Origin of the sequence: Mucilaginibacter terrenus (genome assembly GCF_003432065.1) — a bacterium.
In the GTDB taxonomy this organism is placed as follows: domain Bacteria; phylum Bacteroidota; class Bacteroidia; order Sphingobacteriales; family Sphingobacteriaceae; genus Mucilaginibacter; species Mucilaginibacter terrenus.
Map to the genome: position 1 here is coordinate 2,219,888 of NZ_QWDE01000001.1, position 23,105 is coordinate 2,242,992.

The window sequence follows — 23,105 nt, forward strand, 5'->3', positions numbered from 1 at the left end:
CTTTTTATTTGTCAATATTGAAACCTTGCGCCTCTATGTGCATTTCTATAGTTCTAAATACATTCAGTATATCTTGCCTTATCTCCATTTCAGTAAAACGCAGAACGGTCAAATTGTATTTGGCAAGTTCTAGATCACGACTAACGTCAGATGCATGCTGTTCCTCGTTGTCGTGGTAGCTGCCATCAATTTCAATTACCAAATTTAACTCATAACAATAAAAATCTACAATATAATTCAGCAGCGGTTTTTGTCGGTGGAAATCAAAACTGTAAAACTTCTTATTTCTTAATTCCTTCCACAGCAATATCTCTCCAATGGTGCTTTCATTTCTTAGTTTGCGGGCTAATAACTTTAGTTTGGAGTTGTAAGGAATTATTACACGCTTCATCAAATTATTTATTAGCCTTCATTAACACACCCCTAACCCCTCTCAAGAGGGGAAACACCAAAAGACACGTACATACTTCTATTTATAATGCTCCCCATCAAACTTAGGGGGAGTAAAGTTTTTGTTAATGTCATCTATGAACCCAAGCACTTCATCACGGCCCATCATGGTTTCTGATGAGGTTACAAAGTATGGGGGTGCCTCTTCAAAATAGCCTAAAAGAGCACGACGGAACTTTGCTACGCTCTGATCTGTTTTAATGCTGCCCTGCTTATCAGCCTTGGTAAATACGGTGACAAATGATAAGCCTTTTTCGCCTAACCAATTACAGAACTCCAAGTCTATTTTCTGCGGATCTAGCCGGCTGTCTATTAACACCATAACGCATTGCAGGCTCTCGCGTTTATCAAGGTAGGTACGTATAAATTTGTTCCAGTCCTCTTTGTTGCTTTTAGAAGTGCGGGCATAACCATAACCCGGCAGATCGACAATGTACCAGTTGTCGTTAACCAAAAAATGGTTAATGAGCTGCGTTTTACCGGGCGTTTGCGAGGTTTTGGCTAACCCTTTCTTTTGGGTAAGCATATTAATAAGCGACGACTTCCCCACGTTAGACCTTCCTATAAAGGCATACTCGGGTTTTAACGGCAGCGGCAACCTGGATATTTGGGTATTGCTGCAAATGAAATCGGCGGTCTTTATTACCATTATGCAAAGGTAGGGTTTTACATTTTAATATAACCTTAACCTAAATGCCACGTGCTACTTACTACGCTGGGTTGACTAAAGCTTTGGGCTGATAATGAAATTTGATTTACCTTTACATTATGCACAGCCACGATCATTCGCACGAACACCATCATGACCACGCCCCCAAGCTGGACCACCTTAACGCTGCGTTCATCTGGGGTATAGTTCTCAACTCGGCGTTCGTTATTATAGAGGTGATCGCTGGCCTCATTAGCGGGTCACTCTCGCTGCTAACAGATGCAGGCCATAACCTCAGCGATGTGGCGTCATTGGCGCTGGCACTACTGGCATTTAAGCTGGCTAAAGCAAAATCTAACAGTACGTACACATATGGTTACAAACGCTCTACCATTATCGTATCCTTTTTTAACGCGGTGATATTGGTAGTTGCAGTAGGCTTTATAGTTTACGAGGCGGTAATGCGGTTTATTCACCCCGAAGGTGTAGCCGGCACCACAGTAGCATGGGTGGCGTTTGCAGGGATAGCCATCAACGCGTTTACAGCATGGCTGTTTGTTAAAGATAAAGACTCGGATCTTAATGTTAAGGGCGCTTACCTACACATGGCGGTAGATGCCATCGTTTCGTTAGGCGTTGTGATATCCGGCATTGTCATCTACTTCACTAACTGGTATTGGGTTGATAGCGCTGTAAGCATCATCATCGGTATAGTGATATTAACCGGTACCTGGAGCCTGCTGAAGGACAGCCTGCGACTGGAGATGGACGGCGTCCCAAAAGAAATGGACCTGGCCAAAATAAAAGCCGAACTAAAAAAAGCTAAAGGTGTGGTAGACGTACATCACATGCATGTTTGGGCACTGAGTACTACTGAAAATGCCCTTACTGCCCACCTGGTAATGAAGCAGGAAGATATGGTAATGTTTGACGATATAAAGCACGATCTGCGCCATCGACTGGAGCACCTGTCTATAAGCCACAGCACTTTTGAGCCTGAATTTGAGGATGAAAAGTGTGAACAGCCTAAGTGTTAAGGATAATTATTAAATTGCTATCCATTTAACACCCATGAAACCAACCTCCCGTCGTAAATTCATCGCTACCGCTGCAACTGTTGCCGCGGGTACCGCAATAGCAAACGCAATGCCCACAATAAATATGGAAAGCAAATACCCTATAGTACATCATGTATTTTTCTGGTTGAAGAACCCCGGTTCGGTAGAAGACCGCGAAAGGATAATAGCCGGACTGAAAACCCTGCGTAAGATAGAGACCATTAAAGAACTGCGCATAGGCGTTGTTGCCAGCACCGAAAAACGGGATGTGGTAGATAACAGCTGGGCAGTATCTGAACTGATGTTCTTTAAAGACCTGGAAGGCCAGGCCACCTACCAAAGCCACCCTATACATCAGCAGTTCATAAAAGATTGCAGCCACCTTTGGGAAAAGGTAATCGTGTATGATGCAAAAGATGTGTAGGCTTTAACGCTCTGCAAAAACCATTAAATAAAAAGCCCCGACAGAAATTCTACCGGGGCTTTTTGCTTGCTTTATCAGCTTACGCCTTCTTAGCGGGAGCTTTCTTAACTTTTGATTTGGGAGCTTCTTCAACAGCAGCTTCAGCAACAGGTGTTTCTTCTTTTACAGGCTCGGCAGCTACCGGCTCCTCTGCAGCTTCAGGTGCTACGGTTGGGTCAGCCTCATTAAACAATGGCATATCCTTTAAGATCAGATACCAGTTAATAATCTTTTTGATGTCAGACGAGTATACCTTTTCCTCATCGTGATCAGGAGCAACTTCGTAAAAGAACTTGCGCAGTTTATTGCCGTCGTCTTTCACTGAAGGCACAGTGGTGCTCTTCATCGCTTCAAAAATATCTACTAATTTGATGTCACCTTCTATCCCGAAGATGGTGATCTCGGCCAATGCCGCCAGCTTTGCAGTTGATAAATTTGCAATCAGCTTGGTCTTTTGCGCGTCGAGGCTTTCCAGTACATAACCGGTTTTGTTTTGCGCAAGCGCTCTCCATAAACCCGGCTTTCCTGATACCGCAACTATTCCCTGTAAATTCATGCTTTATTGTTGTGAGTAGCCAACAGTAAGCGCTATTAAATAGCACCTTCTGTTACCATTTACTGTCTTATTCCTCTATTACGTCTACACCTAAAATTTTATCGCCCTGGCGGATAGCGTCAACCACTTCCACGTTCTCTATAACTTTACCAAACACGGTGTGGTTACGGTCGAGGTGAGCAGTGTTATCGCGGCTGTGGCAGATAAAGAATTGTGAGCTGCCGGTGTTACGGCCAGCGTGAGCCATTGACAATACGCCACGATCATGGTATTGGTTATCGCCGGTTAGTTCGCAATCAATGCGTGTGCCAGAGCCACCTGCACCCGTACCTGTCGGATCGCCGCCCTGTATAACAAAGTTAGGGATCACGCGGTGAAACGTTACGTTATCATAGAAACCTGATTTGGCCAAACTTAAAAAGTTAGCCACAGTATTAGGCGCATCTTTGTCATAAAATTGAACGGTCATGTCGCCCTTTTCGGTTTTGATTATTGCTTTGCTCATTGTTATTAATTTAAACAGTTGGCAAAGGTAGGTATTTTGACGGGATTGGGAAAGTTTGAGTTTCAATACAGTTACACCAATTTGGTTATCGTAATACATTATCCTTTTATTCGTTACATTTGAATATCAGCATCTAAACGTGAGTAAAAATCGTCCTTATAATACTTTCCGATTAGCTACCAGGAAACTTCTATTAGCTTTTGCCTTTCTGCTTTTAACTCAATTCACACGGGCATCATCCATTCTTATTCCTATGGATGAGGAGCAAAAAGACCACCTGAAATCTTACGGTATTGCGTTTTGGGTGCTGAAAAACGGCGAGGAAGTGGACTGGCTGCTTAATTATCGCGGTGGCAGTTTTATAACCAAGTACGGGCAAAAACTGGAAGAGGAATGTAAAATACGCGGTATTAGTTATGAGGTAATTGCCGACGCCCGGGTGAACGAGATATTAAAAGAGGTAACCGACCCTTCTGTTAACATGGACCTGGTTAAGTTGCAGAAAGCGCCTAAAATGGCCGTTTACTCACCAAAGACCAAGCTGCCCTGGGATGATGCAGTTACCATGGTGCTTAAATACGCCGAAATACCTTACGATGTACTTTACGACGAGGAAGTAATAAAAGGCGACCTGCCTAAGTACGACTGGCTGCACCTGCACCACGAGGATTTTACCGGTCAATTCAGCAAATTTTATGCAGCTTACCGTTACGCGCAATGGTATAGCGATGATGTTAAAGGCCAAAACGCACTGGCAAGAAAGCTGGGCTTCCAAAAGGTGTCTCAGATGAAACTAGCAGTTGCGCAACATATACGTGATTTTTGCGCCGGAGGAGGGTTCCTGTTTGCGATGTGCAGCGGTACCGATACCTTCGACATTGCCTTGGCTGCGGCAAATACAGATATTTGCGGCCCTATGTTCGACGGAGATGCCGCTGATCCCGGAGCACAATCTAAGCTGGATTTCAGCCAAACTTTTGCTTTTCAAAATTTCCAGATCGACATGAACCCCGAATCGCATCAGTTCAGCAATATAGATGTAACACCCACCAGACAGGTAGAACGCACTCGGGATTTCTTTACCTTATTCGATTTTTCTGCCAAGTGGGATGTAGTGCCCAGCATGCTCACGCAGGATCATGACAAAGTAATTAAGGGCTTTATGGGGCTTACAACTGCCTTTAATAAGAACCGCCTTAAACCGGGTGTGACCATAATGGGTGAAATGAAAACCGGCAACGAAGCGCGCTACATACATGGGGAATATGGCAAAGGCCAGTGGACCTTTTACGGTGGCCACGACCCCGAAGATTACCAGCACGCCGTTGGCGACCCGCCTACCGATTTGAAGCTGCATCCCAACTCGCCGGGATATCGTTTAATTTTAAATAACGTGTTATTCCCTGCAGCAAACAAGAAGAAGCAGAAGACTTAGCCCCCTAACCCCCTAAAGGGGGAATGACAATAATTCCTATGTAATTTTGAACAGTAAATCTAGTTCCCCCTTCAGGGGATTAGAGGGTTGTTCTCTCGGGAACCGGCAATTAATTATAAAATGTCCATGCTACGCCAAACTTCAGGATAGCGTTCTGCTGGGGATAACGGTTGACCGTGTAATAACCACGACTGAACAGTCCCTGATTGGCATAGTCGTACTGAACAAATATGTTGGTACGCTGCAATGTAGCCTTGTAGAACACACTTGCGATTGGGTAGGACGAGAACGTAACATTAGCACCGTTATAAAACTGGCCCAGGCCCACTGCATAAGATGGTGCAGTGTATTGTGTGTTATATCTTACCGATACTCCATACTCTGATTTCAAAACATTGAATAATGTTGAGTTATGGTAAAGGCTGCTATAGGTATAAACTTCGGGCGTGCGCAACAGGTTCTGATTGTCTGTTTTCTGGTAAACTATATAGTTATCAAAATGGAACTTGTGCCACGTAAGGTTCTTACCTAAACTAAGCTTAAGCATATTTATACTGCCGCCAAATTGCTGCGGACTAACATCCACTCCGCCGTTGGGTGATGCAAAGTACAGGTAATCGCTTATCAGGAAATACTCTGCCTTCAGATCAAGTCTCAAGGCGTCGTTGATGTAATTAAAGGACAGGTTGGTTATCTTTTGATTATCAAAATCGTTATGGAAGATGTAATGATTACTTATCCAATCATTATAAATAAGTCCCGGAGAGCTGCTTTGCAGGTATGCACCCAGTACTATTCGCCCGGCTTTTCTACCGCCCGCAAGGGTAAGTTTAGCATCGTACAAAAGGTCACCAAAGTTGCGTCCCTGTACTATCTGCCTGATGTCGCCATCCAGGTTTATCCGGTCGCTAAAGCGGTAACCAAGCTTGGCTTTAAGTGTAATGTTCTGAAAGGATTCGTTTTGTACTCTTGATGGCTTTAACACTTTTCTGCCAAACTCGTTTATAACTGTATCGCTTACAAACTGCGAGTATTTGTAATAATCCTGCGCCAGGCCAACGTCCAGTTTTAATTCATTCTTTACCAGGCTGGTTGTTTTACCCCGAAGGTAAAAACTGTACGAAAACTCGTTCTGCAGGTGTGTAACGTTGAGTGAGTCACGGGAGTGGGCGGCACTGAAAAAGTAATCAGGGAACACACCATAAGTATCCGGCGAATTTTGCAGGTAATTGTACTTACGGGTATTGTAGTAAAGCGTGTAAGCCACCCGCTGGGTAGGCAGCACATTTGTAGTTGCAAGCCCTTTTTTCAGGGTATCTATATGCCCTATGTAATAGGATTGCTTTACATATATCCCTGTATTACGCCAGTTAGTATAGCTGCTGGGAAGACGAACAGGCTCAGTAGTTTTATCAAACGAAGACGCTCCTGTAAAAATATCATCACGTACCAGCGAACCTGTTTCCGGTGTTTTTAAGTTATTAAATAGAATATTGCCCAGGAGGTTGTAACGCTGGTTCACCGAGTGATACCAGGTGAACACTCCGGCATTCAGCCCGCTTACGTTTTGGCTTAATACATTGTTACTGCTGTAAAAACCTCTTGAGCCATTAAAGTTTAGCAAAAAGCCAACGTTCCAGTTTGGCTTAACGTTTTGTGTATGCAGCGCCTTAAAATACTGCTCTACACTACTGCCAAAGGTGCTTGATAACGAAAGCAGCGTGTAAGGCGCCCGGGCATTGTAGTAGTTTAAATCTTGCGGATTTACCAAATAAGCGTCTAACGCGTGCATACCTTCATCAAAACCTATTGTTTTGCGCGGATTGAACAACAAGTCGCGTTGAGGCGTTCCCAAGTAGCCTAAGTGTATCTTTGGATTACGGGGTTGATTTAACGGACTGTAATTCTCGAAGTTTACCAAACCGGTATCCAGTGGAAACAGCTGGGTGCTATCTGCCAGGAGCCGTTCATTAGTCACCTTTATAAACTTAGAGGTGAATACAACCGAATCCTTCTTGTTCTCTTCCCGCTTACGCAACGAGTCGATATTATCTGACCCATTATTGCGCCTCACATTACGTGATGTATCACGGCTATAAACAGGTTCGCGCGGCGTTTGCCCCGGGTAAGTAGGGCGCACCTGCGCGGTAGCCTTTCCTGCCGCAGCAAAAAACAAAAGAAGTAACAGGTATTTAATCTTATGCGCCATTAAAGCCCTGCTATAAGTTCTTTAAGTATTTGCGTCATTTTTGGCTCAGCCTCGCGAGCCACTGTCAGTATCTCTTCCAATGAAACCGGAGTCAGCTCTTCTGTAAAACCTTCGTCTGTTAATACCGAAATAGCAAAAACAGGCAACCCCATATGGTTGGCAACAATTACTTCCGGCACAGTGCTCATACCTACGGCGTCGCCGCCAATAATACGGAGGTATCTATATTCCGCACGCGTTTCCAGGTTAGGGCCTGTAACAGCCACGTAAACACCTTTATGGCAGGTAATGTTGTTTGCCGCAGCAATGCGGAGCGCTTTCTCTATGAGCTCACGTTTATAAGGCTGGCTCATGTCGGGGAAACGCGGACCAAGTTCGGTGTCATTCCTGCCTATAAGCGGATTCATGGGCTGCAGGTTAATATGATCGTCAATTACCATAAGGTCGCCCTTTTTTATTGCGGGGTTAAGCGAACCACTCGCATTAGAAACAAACAAGGTTTTTATCCCCAGCATCTTCATCACCCGCACAGGCAATGTTATCTGCTGCATGCTGTATCCTTCGTAATAGTGCAGCCGGCCTTGCATTGCTACTACCTTCTTCCCGGCGAGTGTACCGAATATCAGTTTACCGGAATGAAACTCCAGGGTCGACATAGGAAAGTCCGGAATATTGCTGTACATCAGCTGCTTTTCTACCTCTATTTCCGACACCAAACCGCCAAGTCCGGTGCCCAGTATAACACCGGCTTCCGGCTCAAAATCACCAATCCGTTTCTTTATATAATTAGTTGTGTTCTGTATACTCTCTAACATAATTCAGTATTAATTTATCAAACTCGTGCCCGCTGTTATCCAGAAATTCAACGCCTATAGGCAACACGCTTATGGGCAATTTGGCGATAGCCGGGGCCAAGTCACGTACACCTAAACGCTGCGCATCTTTTTCTGTTGTGATGATCACCTTTTTTTGTGAAGGGCAGGCATTAAAAGTATTGGCAAGTTTAGCGATATTTTTCAACGTAAACTGGTGATGGTCGGCATAATTATGATGGATGATATGCTGAGTAAAGGTTTTCAGATGAGTGTACAGGGGGATTGGATTTGCAATGCCCGTAAGCAGGAACACGGTGGTATCCACATCAATTGTATCTTGAATGGCATTACCGTGAATATCCTGTAAAGGCAAATAGTTAATGGCCGAAAAGAATAACGGCTGACCATGGTGAGGAGCTACGCGGTAATAACACCTGGTTTTCTCCTCTTGAGTAAGATGTGAAGGACATTTACTGATCACAAACATATCGGCGCGCCACTTGCCGCTAAAAGGTTCGCGCAGGTTTCCGGCGGGTAACAGGAAGTGCGGGTCGAAGAGTTTGTTGTAGTCGAACAGTAATATGCTAAAGCCCGGCTTAACGCTGCGGTGCTGGAATGCATCATCTAATATAATAACATCATGGTCAGCCTTTAACTTATCTATGCCGGTTGCACGCTCCTCGCAAACAGCAACTGTTACATCCGGGAACTTCTGCTTGAACTGGGCTGGTTCGTCTCCGATATTTCCAGGCGAACTGCCTGAATCTGCTAAAACAAAACCCGTTGTTTTTCGTCCATAACCCCGGCTTAATGTTGCTGTTCTGCAAGAGCTTTTTAATAACCGCACAAGGTACTCTGTCATAGGGCTTTTACCTGCGCCGCCCACATCCAAATTGCCAACGCTTATAACAGGCATATCAAACTCACGGGACTTGAAGAAGCCCGCGTCGTAGCACCAATTGCGTACAACCACTGCAACTCCGTAAAGAAGTGAGAATGGTAACAAAAGCCAACGCAGGTACTTCATAAGATGGGTAAAGATAGAAAAAGCCCGTTTATCTGCTATGCAATGCTGCAACAGTCCGTCTTTGCACAGCATGTTTATTGCATTTTAATTAACTTAGGCATCGTTGATCAATTACAATGAAGAAAATACTTGTCTTCCTGCTGCTGGCCGCCCCATCAATCATCTATGCGCAAACTGATGAAAAACTTACCGATAAGCTTAAAGAAGCGGTAGCGGGTTTTCACGGGCAGGCAGGCATTTACGTGCATAACTTAAAAACGGGCAAAACTGCGGGTATAAACCAAGATACTCTTTTCCCTACGGCAAGCATGATTAAGGTAAGTATACTGGCCGGGGTGATGGATAAAATAGAACACGGCGAACTTAAATACAATCAGAAACTTGCCTATCGCGATTCCCTTTTATATGCCGGGGAGGATATCCTCGGGTCGTTCAAAGACAAAGACACCATAATGCTGAGCAAAGTTACCATGCTGATGATCACGATGAGCGATAACACTGCAAGCTTATGGCTGCAAAAGCTGGTGACCGGTCAGCATATAAACAATTGGCTGGACAGTAACGGATTTAAAAGTATGCGGGTAAACTCACGGGTACCTGGCCGCGAAGCAATGCAAAAGCGGTATGGCTGGGGTGTAACAACGCCGTACGAAATGTGCAAGCTGTTTACCATGATACGCGACGGTCAGGCAGTTAGCCGGGCAGCAAGCGAGCGTATGTACCGTACGTTAAACCGCATTTATTGGGATGAGAAAGCCTTATCGCAAATACCGCCCTATGTACAGGCAATCTCAAAACAAGGAGCTGTTGATGACGCGAAATCTGAAACCGTTTTGGTGAATGCACCGCATGGCGACTATGTTTTTTCTATCACAACAAAAAATAATACCGACCAGCGCTGGACGGCCGACAACGAGGCATCTCAGCTCATCAAGAAAATTTCAGCTATGTTGTGGCATTACTTCGAGCCAAAAAGCAATTGGAAACCAGCGCCCGGAATAGACAAGTATATGTTGAACGAGTAGCCTATTACTTTAGCTCTGCCAGTAATCCCTCTGCATCAAGCCGGCGCGTATACATAGTGAGGTTACCTGCATCATCTAACGGCCACTGATCCCTTGGGCGATCCCAGTAAAGTTCAACCCCGTTCCCATCCGGATCATCCAGGTATAAGGCTTCTGATACACCATGGTCTGAAGCGCCTGTCAGCGGGTAACGTGCATCTATCAGTCGCTGTAAAATTGCAGCAAGATCTTTCCGTTCAGGATAAAGAATTGCAGTGTGATATAAACCCGGTGCACGTTCAGGAGCTGGTGCGGCACCTTTGCTATGCCAGGTATTTAGTCCGATATGATGATGATACCCACCGGCGGATATAAAAGCAGCCTGATCGCCATACATCGTCACCAATTCAAAACCAAGCAGATCGGAATAAAAAGCCAGTGACCGCTGCAGATCGCTTACTTTTAAATGTACATGACCGATACGGGTTTGCGCAGGAATTTTATAATCGCTCATTGTTATTGTTTTAACAAGATAAAGGTAGATGTTTATCCACCCAAAAACTGCAACGGCAAAGTAATAAATGTTTAAACATTTATTATTGGTGATGGTAGGGCTCTCCTTTGATGATGGTGTAAGCTCTATACAATTGTTCAACAAAAAACAATCTTACCATTTGATGTGAGAAGGTCATTCTGCTTAAAGATAGTTTGTCGTTCGCCCGCTGATAAACAGACCCATCAAACCCATAAGGACCGCCCACCACAAACACCAGATTTGCCGATGATGATACCGCGCGTTTATTCAAATAGTTAGCAAACTGCACGGAAGTAAACTCCTGCCCTGCTTCATCAAGCAATATAAGATGATCGGTTGCATTTACCTTTTTCAGTATCAGCTCCGCTTCTTTGGCTTTCTGCTGTTCTTCAGTAAGCGCCTTTGTATTCTTTAGTTCGGTCAGGTCTATCAGCTCCAGCTTAGTATAATGTTTCAGCCGTTTAACATATTTGTCTATACCATCTTTAAGGTAAGCATCTTCGGTTTTGCCAACGGTTATAAAAGTGATCTTCATTTCGCGCAGAAATGTTAGCTATTTATTGTAAAATTGAGACGGTACAAAGCTATTCAAAATATCACAGTTGATGGAACAGGATATATTAAACACATACGAACAAGCCAGTAAAAACGCCGGCGACGAAGCAGCCAGGTATAAGAAGCTGGCTAACACGTATTCCCTGCTGCGCCTTGGTGTGTTCGCGCTAATGGTTTTTGCAATATATCTTACTATTACCCTGGAAAGCTTTGTGGTGCTTACAGCAGCATTTGTGGTTTTACTTGCTGCATTTGCCTGGCTGGTAGCACGGCAGGGCGAGTACGAGCGTCAGCGAAACTATTATTTAAACCTGCAAACAGTAAATCGTAACGAGACAGATAGCATAACTTCCGGTGCAAACCTGTACAATAATGGCGACCAATACAACAACGATAAACACTTTTACACTTCAGATCTAGACATCTTCGGGCCTTCATCGCTTTACCAGCTAGTAAACCGTGCGGCGACATCTACGGGCAATTACAAACTTGCGATGTGGCTAAAGTCGCCTACAAATAAAGCAACCGTTTTGCAGCGGCAGGCGGCTGTCCGGGAGATCAGCACCAATGGCGATTGGAAAATGGAAACACAGGCCCTGCTCCTGTTCGCTAATGGTGAAGAGCCTGACAGGCTAACAAATCTTTTCAAGTTCCTGCACTTGCCTTTGGGTATGTCAGGAGAAAAAGGCTTAAGCAAATACGCCGCAATTGCACCCTGGTTGCTGGCAGCTGCCATCATTGTAACGCTATTTTACCCGGTAGCAAAGGGAATTGCTGTATTAATCGCGTTGGTTAACCTGGGCGTGGTGTTCTCCAAAGCTGCCTACATCCGCAAGGCTGATGTAGTGGCGGATAAGATCGGCAAGACACTGGGCAACTACGCGGCGGCGTTCAGTAAAATAGAATCTCAAAGCTGGTCCGCGGAGCTAAATATTGGACTGGCACAAAAGCTAAAGGCCAATCAAACTTCGACGAACATTAAAGAGCTTTCCAAACTCATTAATAAGCTCAACTATCATCTAAACATGATTGTGGGCGTTATACTCAACGCATTCCTGCTGTGGGATATTCGCCAGATCATTGCTATAGAGAACTGGAAACGCGCTAACTGCGAATACGTAGAAGAAGCCTTTGACGTAATTGCTGAGTTCGAAGCACTTATCAGCCTGTCATCGTTAGCTACTAATTATCCAACGTGGGCTTATCCTAATATAGTCGAAAGCGATGGTTATACTTTAACGGCCACTAACATAGCTCACCCGCTTATCCGCACTAACCCTGTAGCAAATGATTATGAGCTGAATAACAGCTTCAGCATAGATATCATCACCGGCAGCAATATGGCGGGAAAAAGTACCTTCCTGCGCACTATTGGCATTAATACGGTACTTGCGCTGGCAGGCGCAACGGTGTATGCTACTGCTATGCGCGTTTCCGTGATACGGGTGGTTACCTACATGCGCATTAAGGATTCCCTTAACGAGAGCACCTCCACCTTTAAGGCCGAGCTCGACCGCCTGCAAATGCTGCTTGCAGCTGTAGAGAACGAAGACCACGTATTCTTCCTGATTGATGAAATGCTGCGCGGTACCAACTCCGTTGACAAATACCTAGGGTCTAAAGCGGTAATAGAACAGCTCATCAGCAAGAAAGGCGTTGGCATGGTGGCCACGCACGACCTGCAAATAGCGCGGTTAGAAGACACCTACCCCAAATACGTACGCAACTACTACTTTGATATACAGGTGCAGGAAGGCGAAATGCTGTTCGACTATAAGCTGAAGCACGGCGAATGCAAGACCTTTAATGCGTCACTCCTACTCAAGCGCATAGGCATAAACTTCTAAACACACTGTAACACTAAAAAGGGTGTTACACCTGTTACACTTTTTTCAGAGTCAAATTCATCAAGATTCTGTTTTACAGTTAATTACAGAATATAGATGTTTAAACATGTTACAGTTTTCGGAAGTATGTTACGGTTTTTTTGCACTTTTTGGCTGATGTTACAGCAAGCTTAGTGGCTGTGAGTAGCCGGCAGTAACACTTCAGCTGGTAACAATCTTTTAATACACTAGCCGGTATGAAACGCCGAAATTACTTGCGGAGCCAGACGAAAGTAAAACATTTGGTACTGTAACTACTCGTAATAATATGTTTTAACAGCTTGTTCGGTTTTGTTTGTTGCTTTATTAAAGTAAAACGCTACAATACGAAATGCTATTTTTTGATAAAGTAATGATGAAATAAAATAAGCGGTTTGATAAGGAATGTTTGAGCACTTTATCACCCCGCTTGGCGTTGCCAGTTTTGTTGAGGTTGAAAACAGTACACGGTTAAAATGCCATCGGTTACCAGTTGCGGACTTAACTGTCGAGCTTGGCTGTAATAGTTCTTCTACGTAAATTTGCAACACTCCATTTGTATTAACCGCTCGTTTATCAATGGTTATCTCGAAGTCCAGGTTCTCTGGTTTAGACCAATAAGGAGTTTCTCCTATAAAAGTAAAAGGCCGCCTAACGGTTGTTCTTTGCGTGACTGTATCACGATAAAATATCCTGAACAACTTTATCTCCTGAGCAGAGGCTGTTTGGCATGTGAATAAGATTAAGACAGTGGCAAAAGTGATTAATGATTTCATTTACTTATTGGGTGTAAAATGATCTTGTGTTAGCGATAGCGACGATGTGTAGTGAAGCTAATGTATAAACCGGAGAATAAATCCACCACGACAGGTGACAACAAGTAATTGCAACTATTCAATAATGAATTCATTCGATTTAGTCGCGATGAGTTTCCTCTTTTTAAAATTAGCCAGAATGACTTGGTTTACCGGCAGAAATTTCCCTTCCATACAACGATAGCTTTTAGCACCTGAAAGCAAATAAATACTTTTCTTATCAGGCTGATCAGCTAGTAGAAAAGATGTAAACTCATTACATTGATCTAAGTCTGATGGTGTTAAATTGAATACTTCTTCATCAATGTTCTTGTTAATATCAAATGCGCGCAACTTAGAATTATCAGTGTTGCCATTATAGTATAAAAGAGTGGACTTATCAGCACAAAACAGTGCATGGTTGTTGAACGCTAGGTGGTTGGACAGGACCTTAAGGGAATTTGTTTTAATCGACAAATGATATAAGAGGTTCGAGGTATTAAAGAACACCGCTTGTCTTCGTTTAAATATCTTAGCTTTTGAATTATCGATGTTAGATGAATTTAGCTTGATGGGCCGACTGTAAACTACCTCTTTTGTTGGCATTTTAAGCAGTTCCACTTTGCTAAGTTTGCTGACTATAACCTGCGTTAAAACAGCTACTGTAGAATCCGTATAATCAAAGTCTACATCTTGGATAAAGGTATTATTACTATAACTGAGCCAAGGCTTCAGCCTCTTTCTTTTAGGATTGTACTCATATAAAGTGTTACCATAATATAAATAAAATAGAGAGTCTGCATACGAAAATCCATCGACAGCATTGATACCCTCAAAGTGCTTTACAATAGTTGACATATTTGATTTGAGGTCAAAAAGTTCAACTGTTCCCGGAACAATTTCATCTTCATCCACACTGTCGGCTTTAACAAGTAGTATGTAATCAGAATTAGAAGAAATAAACCTTCCCTTTAGTTGAGTCTTTCTTAACGGCGCTATTTGCTGTTTTAGGGTTTCAGGTACGTGTTTTTTAACGTCTTTACAGCAACTAAAAAATACAATTAACAGGCAAAGCGATAAACAACAGAAAGTATTTATATCAACTGGATGAGTTCTTATTTTCATAATAAGCTGTAATATTCATAAGATTTAAGGATTAATTTGAAACAAATCACAACCAGATGGAATGGTAGTTCCCTGGTCTTCATAATCTTTAGTTCTTTAACATCTGTTTAGTATCATTTATAGCATTAAAATATCACGACGCTGATTGAATCAACTTTCTATAATCCCATCATTGCAAAAAAACTGCATTAACCTCAGAATGATTGTCCTTATTGACCTTAAGCTCGCTTTCGTATGGCGGAGACTGAATCATTCTGACGTTTTTAAAACTCCCAGATAGACTATCCATCCAATGTATGGCGCTGACGTTGTCAAAATCATCTGTTTCATGTTTAAACTTGTGAGATATCGTTATATGTCTGTTTGCTTTAACGACTTTAAAAAAACCGTATTCCCTGAATAATTCCACGTGATCAGATTCAAAAATCAGATAAGCCCGGAACCCGCCATCGAACCCTCCCCAATTTATTTTTATGTCAGGATCTTTATCCTCGCCTTCTTTTACTACGCCAAACCAGAAATAGGAATTTGATGACTTGTCTATTCGTGTAATTACCATATCTCCATATCGATACTCAACTTTCTTATCTATTTGGTTGCACCCAAGCAACAAGATCAAAGAAAATGCAATAATCACTTTTAAGCTGGTGATTAGATTAGACCTCATAATTTACATAAAAAATGACTGGATAATTCCATTCTCTGATGATACTAAAACTATGGTTGGTCATAATAAACTTTTTCAGCTTGCTCTTTCTGATCAAAGCAAGTAACAGGCAGTGAAATAGTTGTGTTTTTACGTTTAATTATTGTGTTATATTGACCAACCTTTTTAATGATGGTATCTCCCGGTTTAAATTGCATGTAAATTTGACTCAATTGCCCACTTCCCTCGTATACTTCTATAGGTTCATTTGTATGAAGATCATTTCCATACAGATATATTAATGGGCCGTTACGAAAAGCCGATTTATAAATAATAGCAAACTGCACCTTATTTTTGTAACCATTTGCCCACTTTGTACAATCAAATTTTTCGTCGCAGGCGCTCAACACCATTATCAAGCATAAAAAAAAATGTAAATGCCTTGAAGTTGATCTCATCTTAAATCCTTTGTTTCGTCTTTCATGTAAAAGATTGCTTTGTCTAAATTCAGCAATTCTAAATAAGGGGTTAATAGTTTCGAACAGTATCCGCTATCTTATTTCCGGAATATTCAAAAGGCAAATCTTTTACCCCATTTTTGTTCTTTATATGCATTGTGTATTTTCCTTTAGGCTTAATGATGGTATCCCCAATATGAATGGTATCATACATTTTCAACAAATAACCTGTTGCATTCATGAATGATGTATCATCATTATTGTCTAAACGTCGTCCATACAACGTCACGTCGCGTTGCTTATCACTTTTATCTGTTATGACCATATTCAAATCAACGTGATCTTTCCAATAATCAAAAATGTCTTTTGGTGTGGCTTCCTGTCCGCATCCTAATAAGGTGACACAAATAATAAAAAGTAGTACTAAGGTTTTTTTCATCTAAATATTAACAACAAGTTCAATATAAACAATATCCGGTTAAGCTGCTATTATCAAGCCTCGTCAGTGCAGTAGGTTCCGATCAACGAGTCTGTTTAAGAGCAATCTTAAACAAAGAAAGCCCCCCATTCGGGAGGCTTTCTTTGTTTAATGATATTGTTGGCACAGATTACCTGCCGCCGGCTGGTGCGCCGCCGCCCATGCCGCCCTGGTCGCCTTGTTTAAGGTCATCGTTGTTAACGCCTTTTTTAGGCTGCTGGCCGCTAAAGTTTAACTTACCAAAGCTGTAGCTAAATGTGATACCGTATGAACGGAAAGGCAATGCAAAATTGCTTCTCTGGCTAAAGCCAGGGCTTGTAGTGCTAGACCTGAAGTTTTTGTACTCCGAGAAAGGGTTAAGTACGTTCAGGCCAACTGACATTTTCTTTTGCATGAACTGCCTGCGTGCACCAAAACCAAGGATGCTGAACGCAGGTTGCTGACCCTGTATGGTACGGCGCGCTCCGCTGCCAAATGCAAACGCCTCTAACAGGAAGCTTTTTGGCAATGTTGCAGTTGCACGCAGGAAGCCGTTATATTGAATATAAGTTCCGTTCTGGCTTTGCTGTGCTATAAACCTGCCTGTAGGATCGGGCTTGTAGGTGTAAGCGTTAATACTACCTATTATGGTGATAGCTTTTATCGGGTTGATGGTACCAAAAAAGCTACCGCCAAAGGAATTGTTGTTACCCACGTTCTGGAAAACGGTGTTAGTGATCAGCCTGTTGTTAAACGTAAGGGTATCAGATATACCTTCAATTAAACCTGATGTACGTTTATAGTATACAGACAGGTTTAAGATAGAGGTTTTAATAAAGCTATTCAGACCCAGTTCAATTGTTTGCGATACTTCCGGACTAAGCTCGGGGTTACCCTGCTGGAAGTTCTGAGGGTTGCTCCTGTTCTGGAACGGGTTCAGGAACTGCAAGCTTGGGCGGGTAATACGCTTTGAATAAGATAACTTCAGCGTATTAGTCGCATTAACCTTTTTCTGGATAGTCAAGCTCGGGATCCAGGTGTTATAATTTTGATTGAACGGGGTAAGCGATTGCGTAGTGCTGATCGGCTCACCGGTAATGTCAGTATTCTCTAAACGCAAACCTGTTAATACCGACCAACCTTTGGTAAGAGTGGTGGTCAATACGCCATAACCTGCAAACACGTTTTGATCGTAGTTGTACTGGTTAGTCAATGAGTCGTTAAGTACCAGGTTGCCGCCATTAAAGTTATAATAGTCTGACACGCTGTTTAACCTGCGGAAGATAGATTTACCACCTGCTTCTAACTTAAACGTTTTATTTATTGGCAAGGTGTAATCTACCTGGAAGGTATACTCGTTGTTCTTACCATCAATGTTATTTTTCACGTCAGCATAAACGGCGCTGTAATCGTTCGTATAATCTGTAAGACCGGTATTGTGGCTCCACTGCGTGGACAGGCTAAGTTCGTGGCCCTCTTTTTTGAACTTATGCGTGTAATCCAAGTTCCAGTCAAAACCATTAATTTGGTTGTTGTTGTTGCTGTTTACAGAGTAAGGAGCGTTGGACATGGTGTTACTGAAACCATCTGTAGCAAACCTGATCTGGTTGAACTTGAACGTGGTATTAATGCTATTAAAACCGTTGAACTGGTAACCGGCACCTACCGAGCCTACCAATGCATGCCTTTTCAGCCTGCTTTCGCCGGTTGTAATTACCGAATCTATATTGGCACCTTCACCAAAATACTGCCTGAAATCTGTTTTAGATGTTTGCGGCCATGATGCGTTGCCACCAATGTTCGCATTTAGGTTAAACCTGTTCTTGTTATAGGCAAGGTTCGCATTACCGTTATTTTGACGGGTACCTACCGCGGTGTTGATACCGCCGCTAAAGCCTGATACGTTTGACTGCTTGGTAACGATGTTGATGATACCTGCAGAACCTTCTGCATCATACTTTGCAGATGGAGAAGTGATCACCTCGATGTTCTTGATCTGGCTGGCCGGAATAGACTTTAATACGTCGCTTAAGCTGGCCGAAGTAGCGCCTGATGGCTTACCGTTGATCAGCACGCGCACGTTCTGGTCGCCACGTACAGATACGTTGCCATTAATATCTACCGATACCAACGGCACTTTAGACAACAGGTCGGTAGCGGTACCACCTGCTGCGGTGAGGTCCTTCTCGGCATTGTAAACAATCTTATCAATCTTGTTTTCGATGATCGCCTGCTGACCAACTACCTGTACTTCTTTCAAAGCACGTGCGCTAGGCGACAAAATAATATTACCCAGGTTAAAGTCCGGCTTGCCGGCTGTTGTAGTAATAGGATCGATAGTTTTTGATTGGTAACCCAGGAACGACACTACAATTTTGTAGTTACCGGTGCTCAGGTTATCGAAAGAAAACTTACCCTTATCATCGGTAAGTACACCGTTCTTTGGCACGGTGCCTTTGCTGCTGAAAAGGCTGATGGTAGCATAGTCAACCGGCTTTTTGGTAAGCGAATCGATTATGGTACCGCTTATCTTTCCTTTAATACCGGAGCCGCCACCGCCTACGCCGAATTGCGCTTTGGCCGTGTAAGAAGCACAGAATATTATCAAAAGTAAAATTATACGTCTCATATTTGTTGATTTTGGTAATTGGAGGCGAAATTGCCTAAAATGTTACAGGCAAATTTCCCTTTTATGTAAAATAGTTATAACTGTAATGTATATGTTACACTAACTCACCCCCCTGCCTCTTTCTCCACTTTGTGGAAAGAGGGGGTGCTATCAGTAGATGTTTTTTATCAATGTTTTTTAACCCTCTTTGCGCAAAGCGGAGTGAGGGTCGACGGCGAAGCACGTCGGGGTGAGTTGATCCGCGATCGCTTTGCGAGCCGACTCACCCCCTCCCCCCTCTCTCCACTTCGTGGAAAGAGGGGGCTATCAATAGATGTTTTTTACCAATCTTTTTTAACCCTCTTTGCGCAAAGCGGAGTTGAGGGTCAACTGCGAAGCATGTCGGGGTGAGTTGATCCGCGATCGCTTTGCGAGCCGACTCACCCCCCTGCCCCCTCTCTCCACTTTGTGGAAAGAGGGGGTGCTATCAATGAATGTTTTTACCGATTTCTTTTAACCCTCGTTGCGCAAAGCAGAGTGAGGGTCTACGGCGAAGCACGTCGGGGTGAGTTGATCCGCGATCGCTTTGCGAGCCGACTCAACCCCTGCCCCCTCTCTCCACTTCGTGGAAAGAGGGGGTGCTGTTATGTGGTGATTTTAATTTCTTTTTTCTTGCCCTCGTTGCGCAAAGCGGAGTGAGGGTCGACGGCGAAGCAAATCGGGGTGAGTTGATCCGCGGTCGCTTTGCGAGCCGACTGCCCCTCTCTCCACTTCATGGAAAGAGGGGGTGCTGTTATGTGGTGATTTCAATTTCTTTTTTCTTACCCTCTTTGCGCGAAGCGGAGAGAGGGTCGACGGCGAAGAACGTCGGGGTGAGTTGGCGCTTATACCACCATATTCACTATCCGGCCTTTTACTACAATAACCTTTTTAGGTGTTTTACCGTCGAGGTATTTTTGCACGTCTGCACTGGCCAGCACAAACGCTTCCACCTCTTTTACATCAAGGCTTAGCGGGATGCTGATGTTGGTCTTCATCTTTCCGTTGATAGATATCGGGTAGCTAAACTCGTCCTCTACCAGGTACTCGGCTTTAAACTCCGGGTAAGCCGCGTAAGATATGCTGCCGGCAGGGTTGCCCAGCAGCACCCAAAGTTCTTCGCAGATGTGCGGTGCGTATGGCTCCAATATAATTACCAGATTTTGCAGTATGGCGCGTTTGTTACACTTAAGGTCTGTCAGTTCGTTTACAGCGATCATAAAGCTGGATACAGATGTATTGAACGAGAACCGCTCTATATCTTCCTCTACCTTCCTGATGATCTTATGCAATGTCTTTAGCTCTGCTTTAGTTGGTACCGCATCGCTTACATTGAAGTTCCAGTCGTTATCATGGAACAACCTCCAGAACTTACGCAAGAACTTAAACACGCCTTCTATACCGTTGGTGTTCCATGGCTTGCTCTGCTCCAGCGGACCCAGGAACATTTCGTACATACGCAGGGTATCGGCGCCGTAACGTTCGATCAGATCGTCCGGGTTCACAACGTTGAACTTAGATTTTGACATCTTCTCGATCTCTACGCCGCAGATGTAATTATGGGTATCAGCAATAAAAATCGAATTTTCAAACTCAGGTCGCCATTTTCTAAACGCATTAAAGTCAAGAATGTCATTATCGACCATGTTTACGTCAACATGCAACTTACTTATAAGGTCGTCCGGATCAGTTAAAAAAATTCGACCATCAATCTGCTCCAAGATATCCTTTAAAATACTATTTATATTTGCTTCAGTTAAATTTTTGAAGTCCCAATTGTAAAACTTGTCTATTTGTTCTTTTGATACAAATATATTTGGAACTTTATGCTTAACGATAGCCAGCCATTCCAGTTCATCAATCATAGAAAGCTTTTTTCGCGGATTTAAGAAATAGTTTAACCTATATACAAAGTTACTCCTCCCCTGTATCATCCCCTGGTTAATGAGCTTCTTGAAAGGCTCTTCTTCCGGGGTCTTGCCGATGTCCTTTAAAAACTTGTTCCAGAAACGGCTGTATAACAGGTGACCGGTAGCATGCTCGCTTCCGCCTATATACAGGTCTACCGCTTTCCAGTACTCTATTGCTTCTTTAGAAGCAAACTCGTTCTGGTTGTCGGCATCCATATAACGGTACCAGTACCAGCTGCTGCCCGCCCAGCCCGGCATTGTAGAAAGTTCGTAAGCATAACCGTCAACCCCACCTAAATCCTCCCCTGAAGGGGAGGACTTTCTATATCGCCACCCTTCTGCCCGACCTAACGGCGGTTCGCCTGTTTCCGTAGGCAAGTACTTGTCTATCTCCGGCAACAATAAGGGCAGTTCACTTTCATCTATCAGGTAAGGCAACCCGTCTTTAAAGTAAACCGGCACCGGTTCGCCCCAGTAGCGTTGACGGCCAAAAATGGCATCGCGCATGCGGTAGTTTATTTTAGCCTTACCCAAACCCAGCTCTTCTAAACGCGCTACAACAGCGGCAGTAGCCTCTTTGTAGCCCATGCCATTTATAAAATCACTATTGATGTATTTACCCTCCTTGGTCGGGTCAGCCTCAGTCTCGATATTTTGTATGTCGATGATCGGGATGATCGGCAGGTTAAAGTGTTTCGCAAAAAGGTAGTCGCGCTGGTCGCCGCTTGGTACAGCCATCACGGCACCTGTTCCATAACCTGCTAACACGTAATCGGCTATCCAAACAGGTATCCTGTCGCCATTAAGCGGATTTAGCACATAGCTGCCCGTAAATGCACCGCTTACCGTTTTGGTGTCGGCCATGCGGTCCAGCTCGCTTTTCTTCTTGGTTTGAGCTATGTACGCATCAATATCACCTTTTTGCTCGGCAGTGGTTAACGCCGGCACCAATTCATTTTCGGGGGCAACCACCATGCAGGTCACACCAAAAATGGTGTCTACACGGGTAGTGAAAACCTCTATATATTTTGCTTCAGGCAGTTCTTTTTCCAGCGGGAACTTTACGCTGGCACCTACGCTGCGGCCTATCCAGTTCCGCTGCATTTCTTTTAGCGGCTCCGGCCAGTCAATCGTATCCAAACCATCCAGCAAGCGCTGCGCGTAAGCGGTAATGCGCATGCTCCACTGCATCATTTTCTTTTGCTCAACAGGGTAGCCACCGCGCTCGCTAAAACCGTCCTTCACCTCGTCGTTAGCCAATACGGTACCCAATGCGGCACACCAGTTAACGGTGCTTTCGCGCAGGTAGGTAAGCCGGTATTTTAGCAATTCTTCCTGCTGCTCACGACTGCTCAGCGCTTTCCACTCCTCAGCAGTAAAGGCAGCTACATCGTCATCGCAAACAGCGTTCACACCTTTAGAGCCATTACTTTCGAAATGCTCCACCAGTTTGGCAATACTTTCGGCTTTGTCTTCATCCTTGTTATACCAGCTGTTAAACAGCTGCATAAAGATCCACTGCGTCCACTTGTAATAGTCCGGCGAACTGGTGCGCACCTCGCGACTCCAGTCGAACGAAAAACCGATCTGGTCCAGCTGGCGGCGGTAAGTAGCAATATTAGCCTCGGTAGTTACAGCAGGGTGCTGCCCGGTTTGTATAGCATATTGCTCGGCCGGCAGGCCAAAGCTATCGTAACCCATTGGGTGCAGCACGTTAAAGCCACGCAGGCGTTTGTAACGCGCAAAAATATCAGAAGCGATATAGCCCAGCGGGTGCCCCACATGCAGCCCTGCCCCGCTTGGGTAAGGGAACATGTCCAGCACGTAGTACTTGGGTTTGTTGGTTTTGTTCTCGGCACGGAAGGTGTTGTTATCGGCCCAAAATTTTTGCCACTTTTTTTCTATATCCTTAAATTGATAATCCATAATAGTATTTACGCGT

The 23,105-nt window shown here is 43.9% G+C and carries 21 protein-coding genes; 5 read left to right on the top strand and 16 right to left on the bottom strand.

Going from position 1 to position 23,105, the window contains the following annotated elements; translation table 11 throughout:
* Positions 1 to 4: 4 nt before the first annotated feature.
* Together DYU05_RS09965 and yihA are read right to left on the bottom strand one after the other, a co-directional pair.
* Complete coding sequence (locus DYU05_RS09965) at positions 5 to 391, bottom strand: endonuclease domain-containing protein (RefSeq protein ID WP_117382784.1); 387 nt, start codon at positions 389 to 391, stop codon at positions 5 to 7.
* Positions 392 to 469: 78 nt separating this feature from the next.
* Positions 470 to 1,099 (bottom strand): ribosome biogenesis GTP-binding protein YihA/YsxC, encoded by a 630-nt coding sequence (gene yihA / locus DYU05_RS09970; RefSeq protein ID WP_117382785.1) that lies wholly within the window; start codon positions 1,097 to 1,099, stop codon positions 470 to 472.
* A 119-nt stretch (positions 1,100 to 1,218) separates the two neighbouring features.
* Between yihA and DYU05_RS09975 the strand changes: the two genes are divergently transcribed.
* Positions 1,219 to 2,136 (top strand): cation diffusion facilitator family transporter, encoded by a 918-nt coding sequence (locus DYU05_RS09975; protein WP_117382786.1) that lies wholly within the window; start codon positions 1,219 to 1,221, stop codon positions 2,134 to 2,136.
* Between the two features lie 34 nt (positions 2,137 to 2,170).
* On the top strand, positions 2,171 to 2,581 hold the full coding sequence (locus DYU05_RS09980; protein WP_117382787.1) for a Dabb family protein: 411 nt from the start codon (positions 2,171 to 2,173) through the stop codon (positions 2,579 to 2,581).
* 79 nt (positions 2,582 to 2,660) lie between these two features.
* Here DYU05_RS09980 and DYU05_RS09985 read toward each other — a convergent pair whose 3' ends face one another.
* Together DYU05_RS09985 and DYU05_RS09990 are read right to left on the bottom strand one after the other, a co-directional pair.
* Complete coding sequence (locus tag DYU05_RS09985) at positions 2,661 to 3,176, bottom strand: DUF5606 family protein (RefSeq protein WP_117382788.1); 516 nt, start codon at positions 3,174 to 3,176, stop codon at positions 2,661 to 2,663.
* Positions 3,177 to 3,243: 67 nt separating this feature from the next.
* Complete coding sequence (locus tag DYU05_RS09990; RefSeq protein WP_117383019.1) at positions 3,244 to 3,681, bottom strand: peptidylprolyl isomerase; 438 nt, start codon at positions 3,679 to 3,681, stop codon at positions 3,244 to 3,246.
* Positions 3,682 to 3,934: 253 nt separating this feature from the next.
* Between DYU05_RS09990 and DYU05_RS09995 the strand changes: the two genes are divergently transcribed.
* A complete protein-coding gene (locus DYU05_RS09995; RefSeq protein WP_117382789.1) occupies positions 3,935 to 5,116 on the top strand; it encodes an asparagine synthetase B in 1,182 nt (393 codons plus the stop codon).
* Between the two features lie 109 nt (positions 5,117 to 5,225).
* Here the strand turns inward: DYU05_RS09995 and DYU05_RS10000 are convergent, their stop codons facing one another.
* The 3 genes from DYU05_RS10000 to lpxK are packed head-to-tail and all read right to left on the bottom strand — an operon-like array spanning position 5,226 to position 9,239.
* Entirely contained in the window at positions 5,226 to 7,325 is a 2,100-nt protein-coding gene (locus DYU05_RS10000) for a putative porin (RefSeq protein ID WP_117382790.1), read from the bottom strand.
* Positions 7,325 to 8,140, bottom strand: a complete 816-nt coding sequence (locus DYU05_RS10005; RefSeq protein ID WP_117382791.1) for a purine-nucleoside phosphorylase — start codon at positions 8,138 to 8,140, stop codon at positions 7,325 to 7,327. Before DYU05_RS10005 ends, DYU05_RS10000 begins: the two co-directional genes overlap by 1 nt.
* Complete coding sequence (gene lpxK, locus DYU05_RS10010) at positions 8,112 to 9,239, bottom strand: tetraacyldisaccharide 4'-kinase (RefSeq protein ID WP_235853988.1); 1,128 nt, start codon at positions 9,237 to 9,239, stop codon at positions 8,112 to 8,114. Before lpxK ends, DYU05_RS10005 begins: the two co-directional genes overlap by 29 nt.
* Positions 9,240 to 9,283: 44 nt before the next feature.
* Here lpxK and DYU05_RS10015 point away from each other — a divergent pair, with 44 nt between their 5' ends.
* The gene (locus DYU05_RS10015) at positions 9,284 to 10,192 is read left to right on the top strand and encodes a serine hydrolase (protein ID WP_117382793.1); all 909 of its coding nucleotides are present in this window, start codon (positions 9,284 to 9,286) and stop codon (positions 10,190 to 10,192) included.
* Positions 10,193 to 10,196: 4 nt separating this feature from the next.
* On the opposite strand, the gene DYU05_RS10020 is transcribed toward DYU05_RS10015, so the two are convergent.
* Both DYU05_RS10020 and rlmH read right to left on the bottom strand, forming a co-directional pair.
* On the bottom strand, positions 10,197 to 10,685 hold the full coding sequence (locus DYU05_RS10020; RefSeq protein WP_117382794.1) for a VOC family protein: 489 nt from the start codon (positions 10,683 to 10,685) through the stop codon (positions 10,197 to 10,199).
* A gap of 82 nt (positions 10,686 to 10,767) precedes the next feature.
* Positions 10,768 to 11,241, bottom strand: a complete 474-nt coding sequence (rlmH, locus tag DYU05_RS10025) for a 23S rRNA (pseudouridine(1915)-N(3))-methyltransferase RlmH (protein ID WP_117382795.1) — start codon at positions 11,239 to 11,241, stop codon at positions 10,768 to 10,770.
* Between the two features lie 70 nt (positions 11,242 to 11,311).
* Between rlmH and DYU05_RS10030 the strand changes: the two genes are divergently transcribed.
* Positions 11,312 to 13,108: a MutS-related protein gene (locus DYU05_RS10030; RefSeq protein ID WP_117382796.1), complete on the top strand. Its 1,797-nt coding sequence runs from the start codon at positions 11,312 to 11,314 to the stop codon at positions 13,106 to 13,108.
* Positions 13,109 to 13,401: 293 nt separating this feature from the next.
* Here the strand turns inward: DYU05_RS10030 and DYU05_RS10035 are convergent, their stop codons facing one another.
* The 7 genes from DYU05_RS10035 to DYU05_RS10065 form a co-directional block, all read right to left on the bottom strand.
* Positions 13,402 to 13,902, bottom strand: coding sequence for a hypothetical protein (locus DYU05_RS10035; RefSeq protein WP_117382797.1), 501 nt, complete (start codon positions 13,900 to 13,902; stop codon positions 13,402 to 13,404).
* Between the two features lie 114 nt (positions 13,903 to 14,016).
* A complete protein-coding gene (locus DYU05_RS10040) occupies positions 14,017 to 15,045 on the bottom strand; it encodes a hypothetical protein (protein ID WP_117382798.1) in 1,029 nt (342 codons plus the stop codon).
* 169 nt (positions 15,046 to 15,214) lie between these two features.
* The gene (locus DYU05_RS10045; protein ID WP_117382799.1) at positions 15,215 to 15,712 is read right to left on the bottom strand and encodes a hypothetical protein; all 498 of its coding nucleotides are present in this window, start codon (positions 15,710 to 15,712) and stop codon (positions 15,215 to 15,217) included.
* 50 nt (positions 15,713 to 15,762) lie between these two features.
* The gene (locus tag DYU05_RS10050; RefSeq protein WP_133300211.1) at positions 15,763 to 16,149 is read right to left on the bottom strand and encodes a hypothetical protein; all 387 of its coding nucleotides are present in this window, start codon (positions 16,147 to 16,149) and stop codon (positions 15,763 to 15,765) included.
* Between the two features lie 70 nt (positions 16,150 to 16,219).
* A complete protein-coding gene (locus tag DYU05_RS10055; protein ID WP_117382801.1) occupies positions 16,220 to 16,588 on the bottom strand; it encodes a hypothetical protein in 369 nt (122 codons plus the stop codon).
* 169 nt (positions 16,589 to 16,757) lie between these two features.
* The gene (locus DYU05_RS10060; protein ID WP_117382802.1) at positions 16,758 to 19,235 is read right to left on the bottom strand and encodes an outer membrane beta-barrel family protein; all 2,478 of its coding nucleotides are present in this window, start codon (positions 19,233 to 19,235) and stop codon (positions 16,758 to 16,760) included.
* A gap of 863 nt (positions 19,236 to 20,098) precedes the next feature.
* On the bottom strand, positions 20,099 to 23,089 hold the full coding sequence (locus tag DYU05_RS10065; protein ID WP_117382803.1) for a leucine--tRNA ligase: 2,991 nt from the start codon (positions 23,087 to 23,089) through the stop codon (positions 20,099 to 20,101).
* Between the last annotated feature and the right edge of the window lie 16 nt (positions 23,090 to 23,105).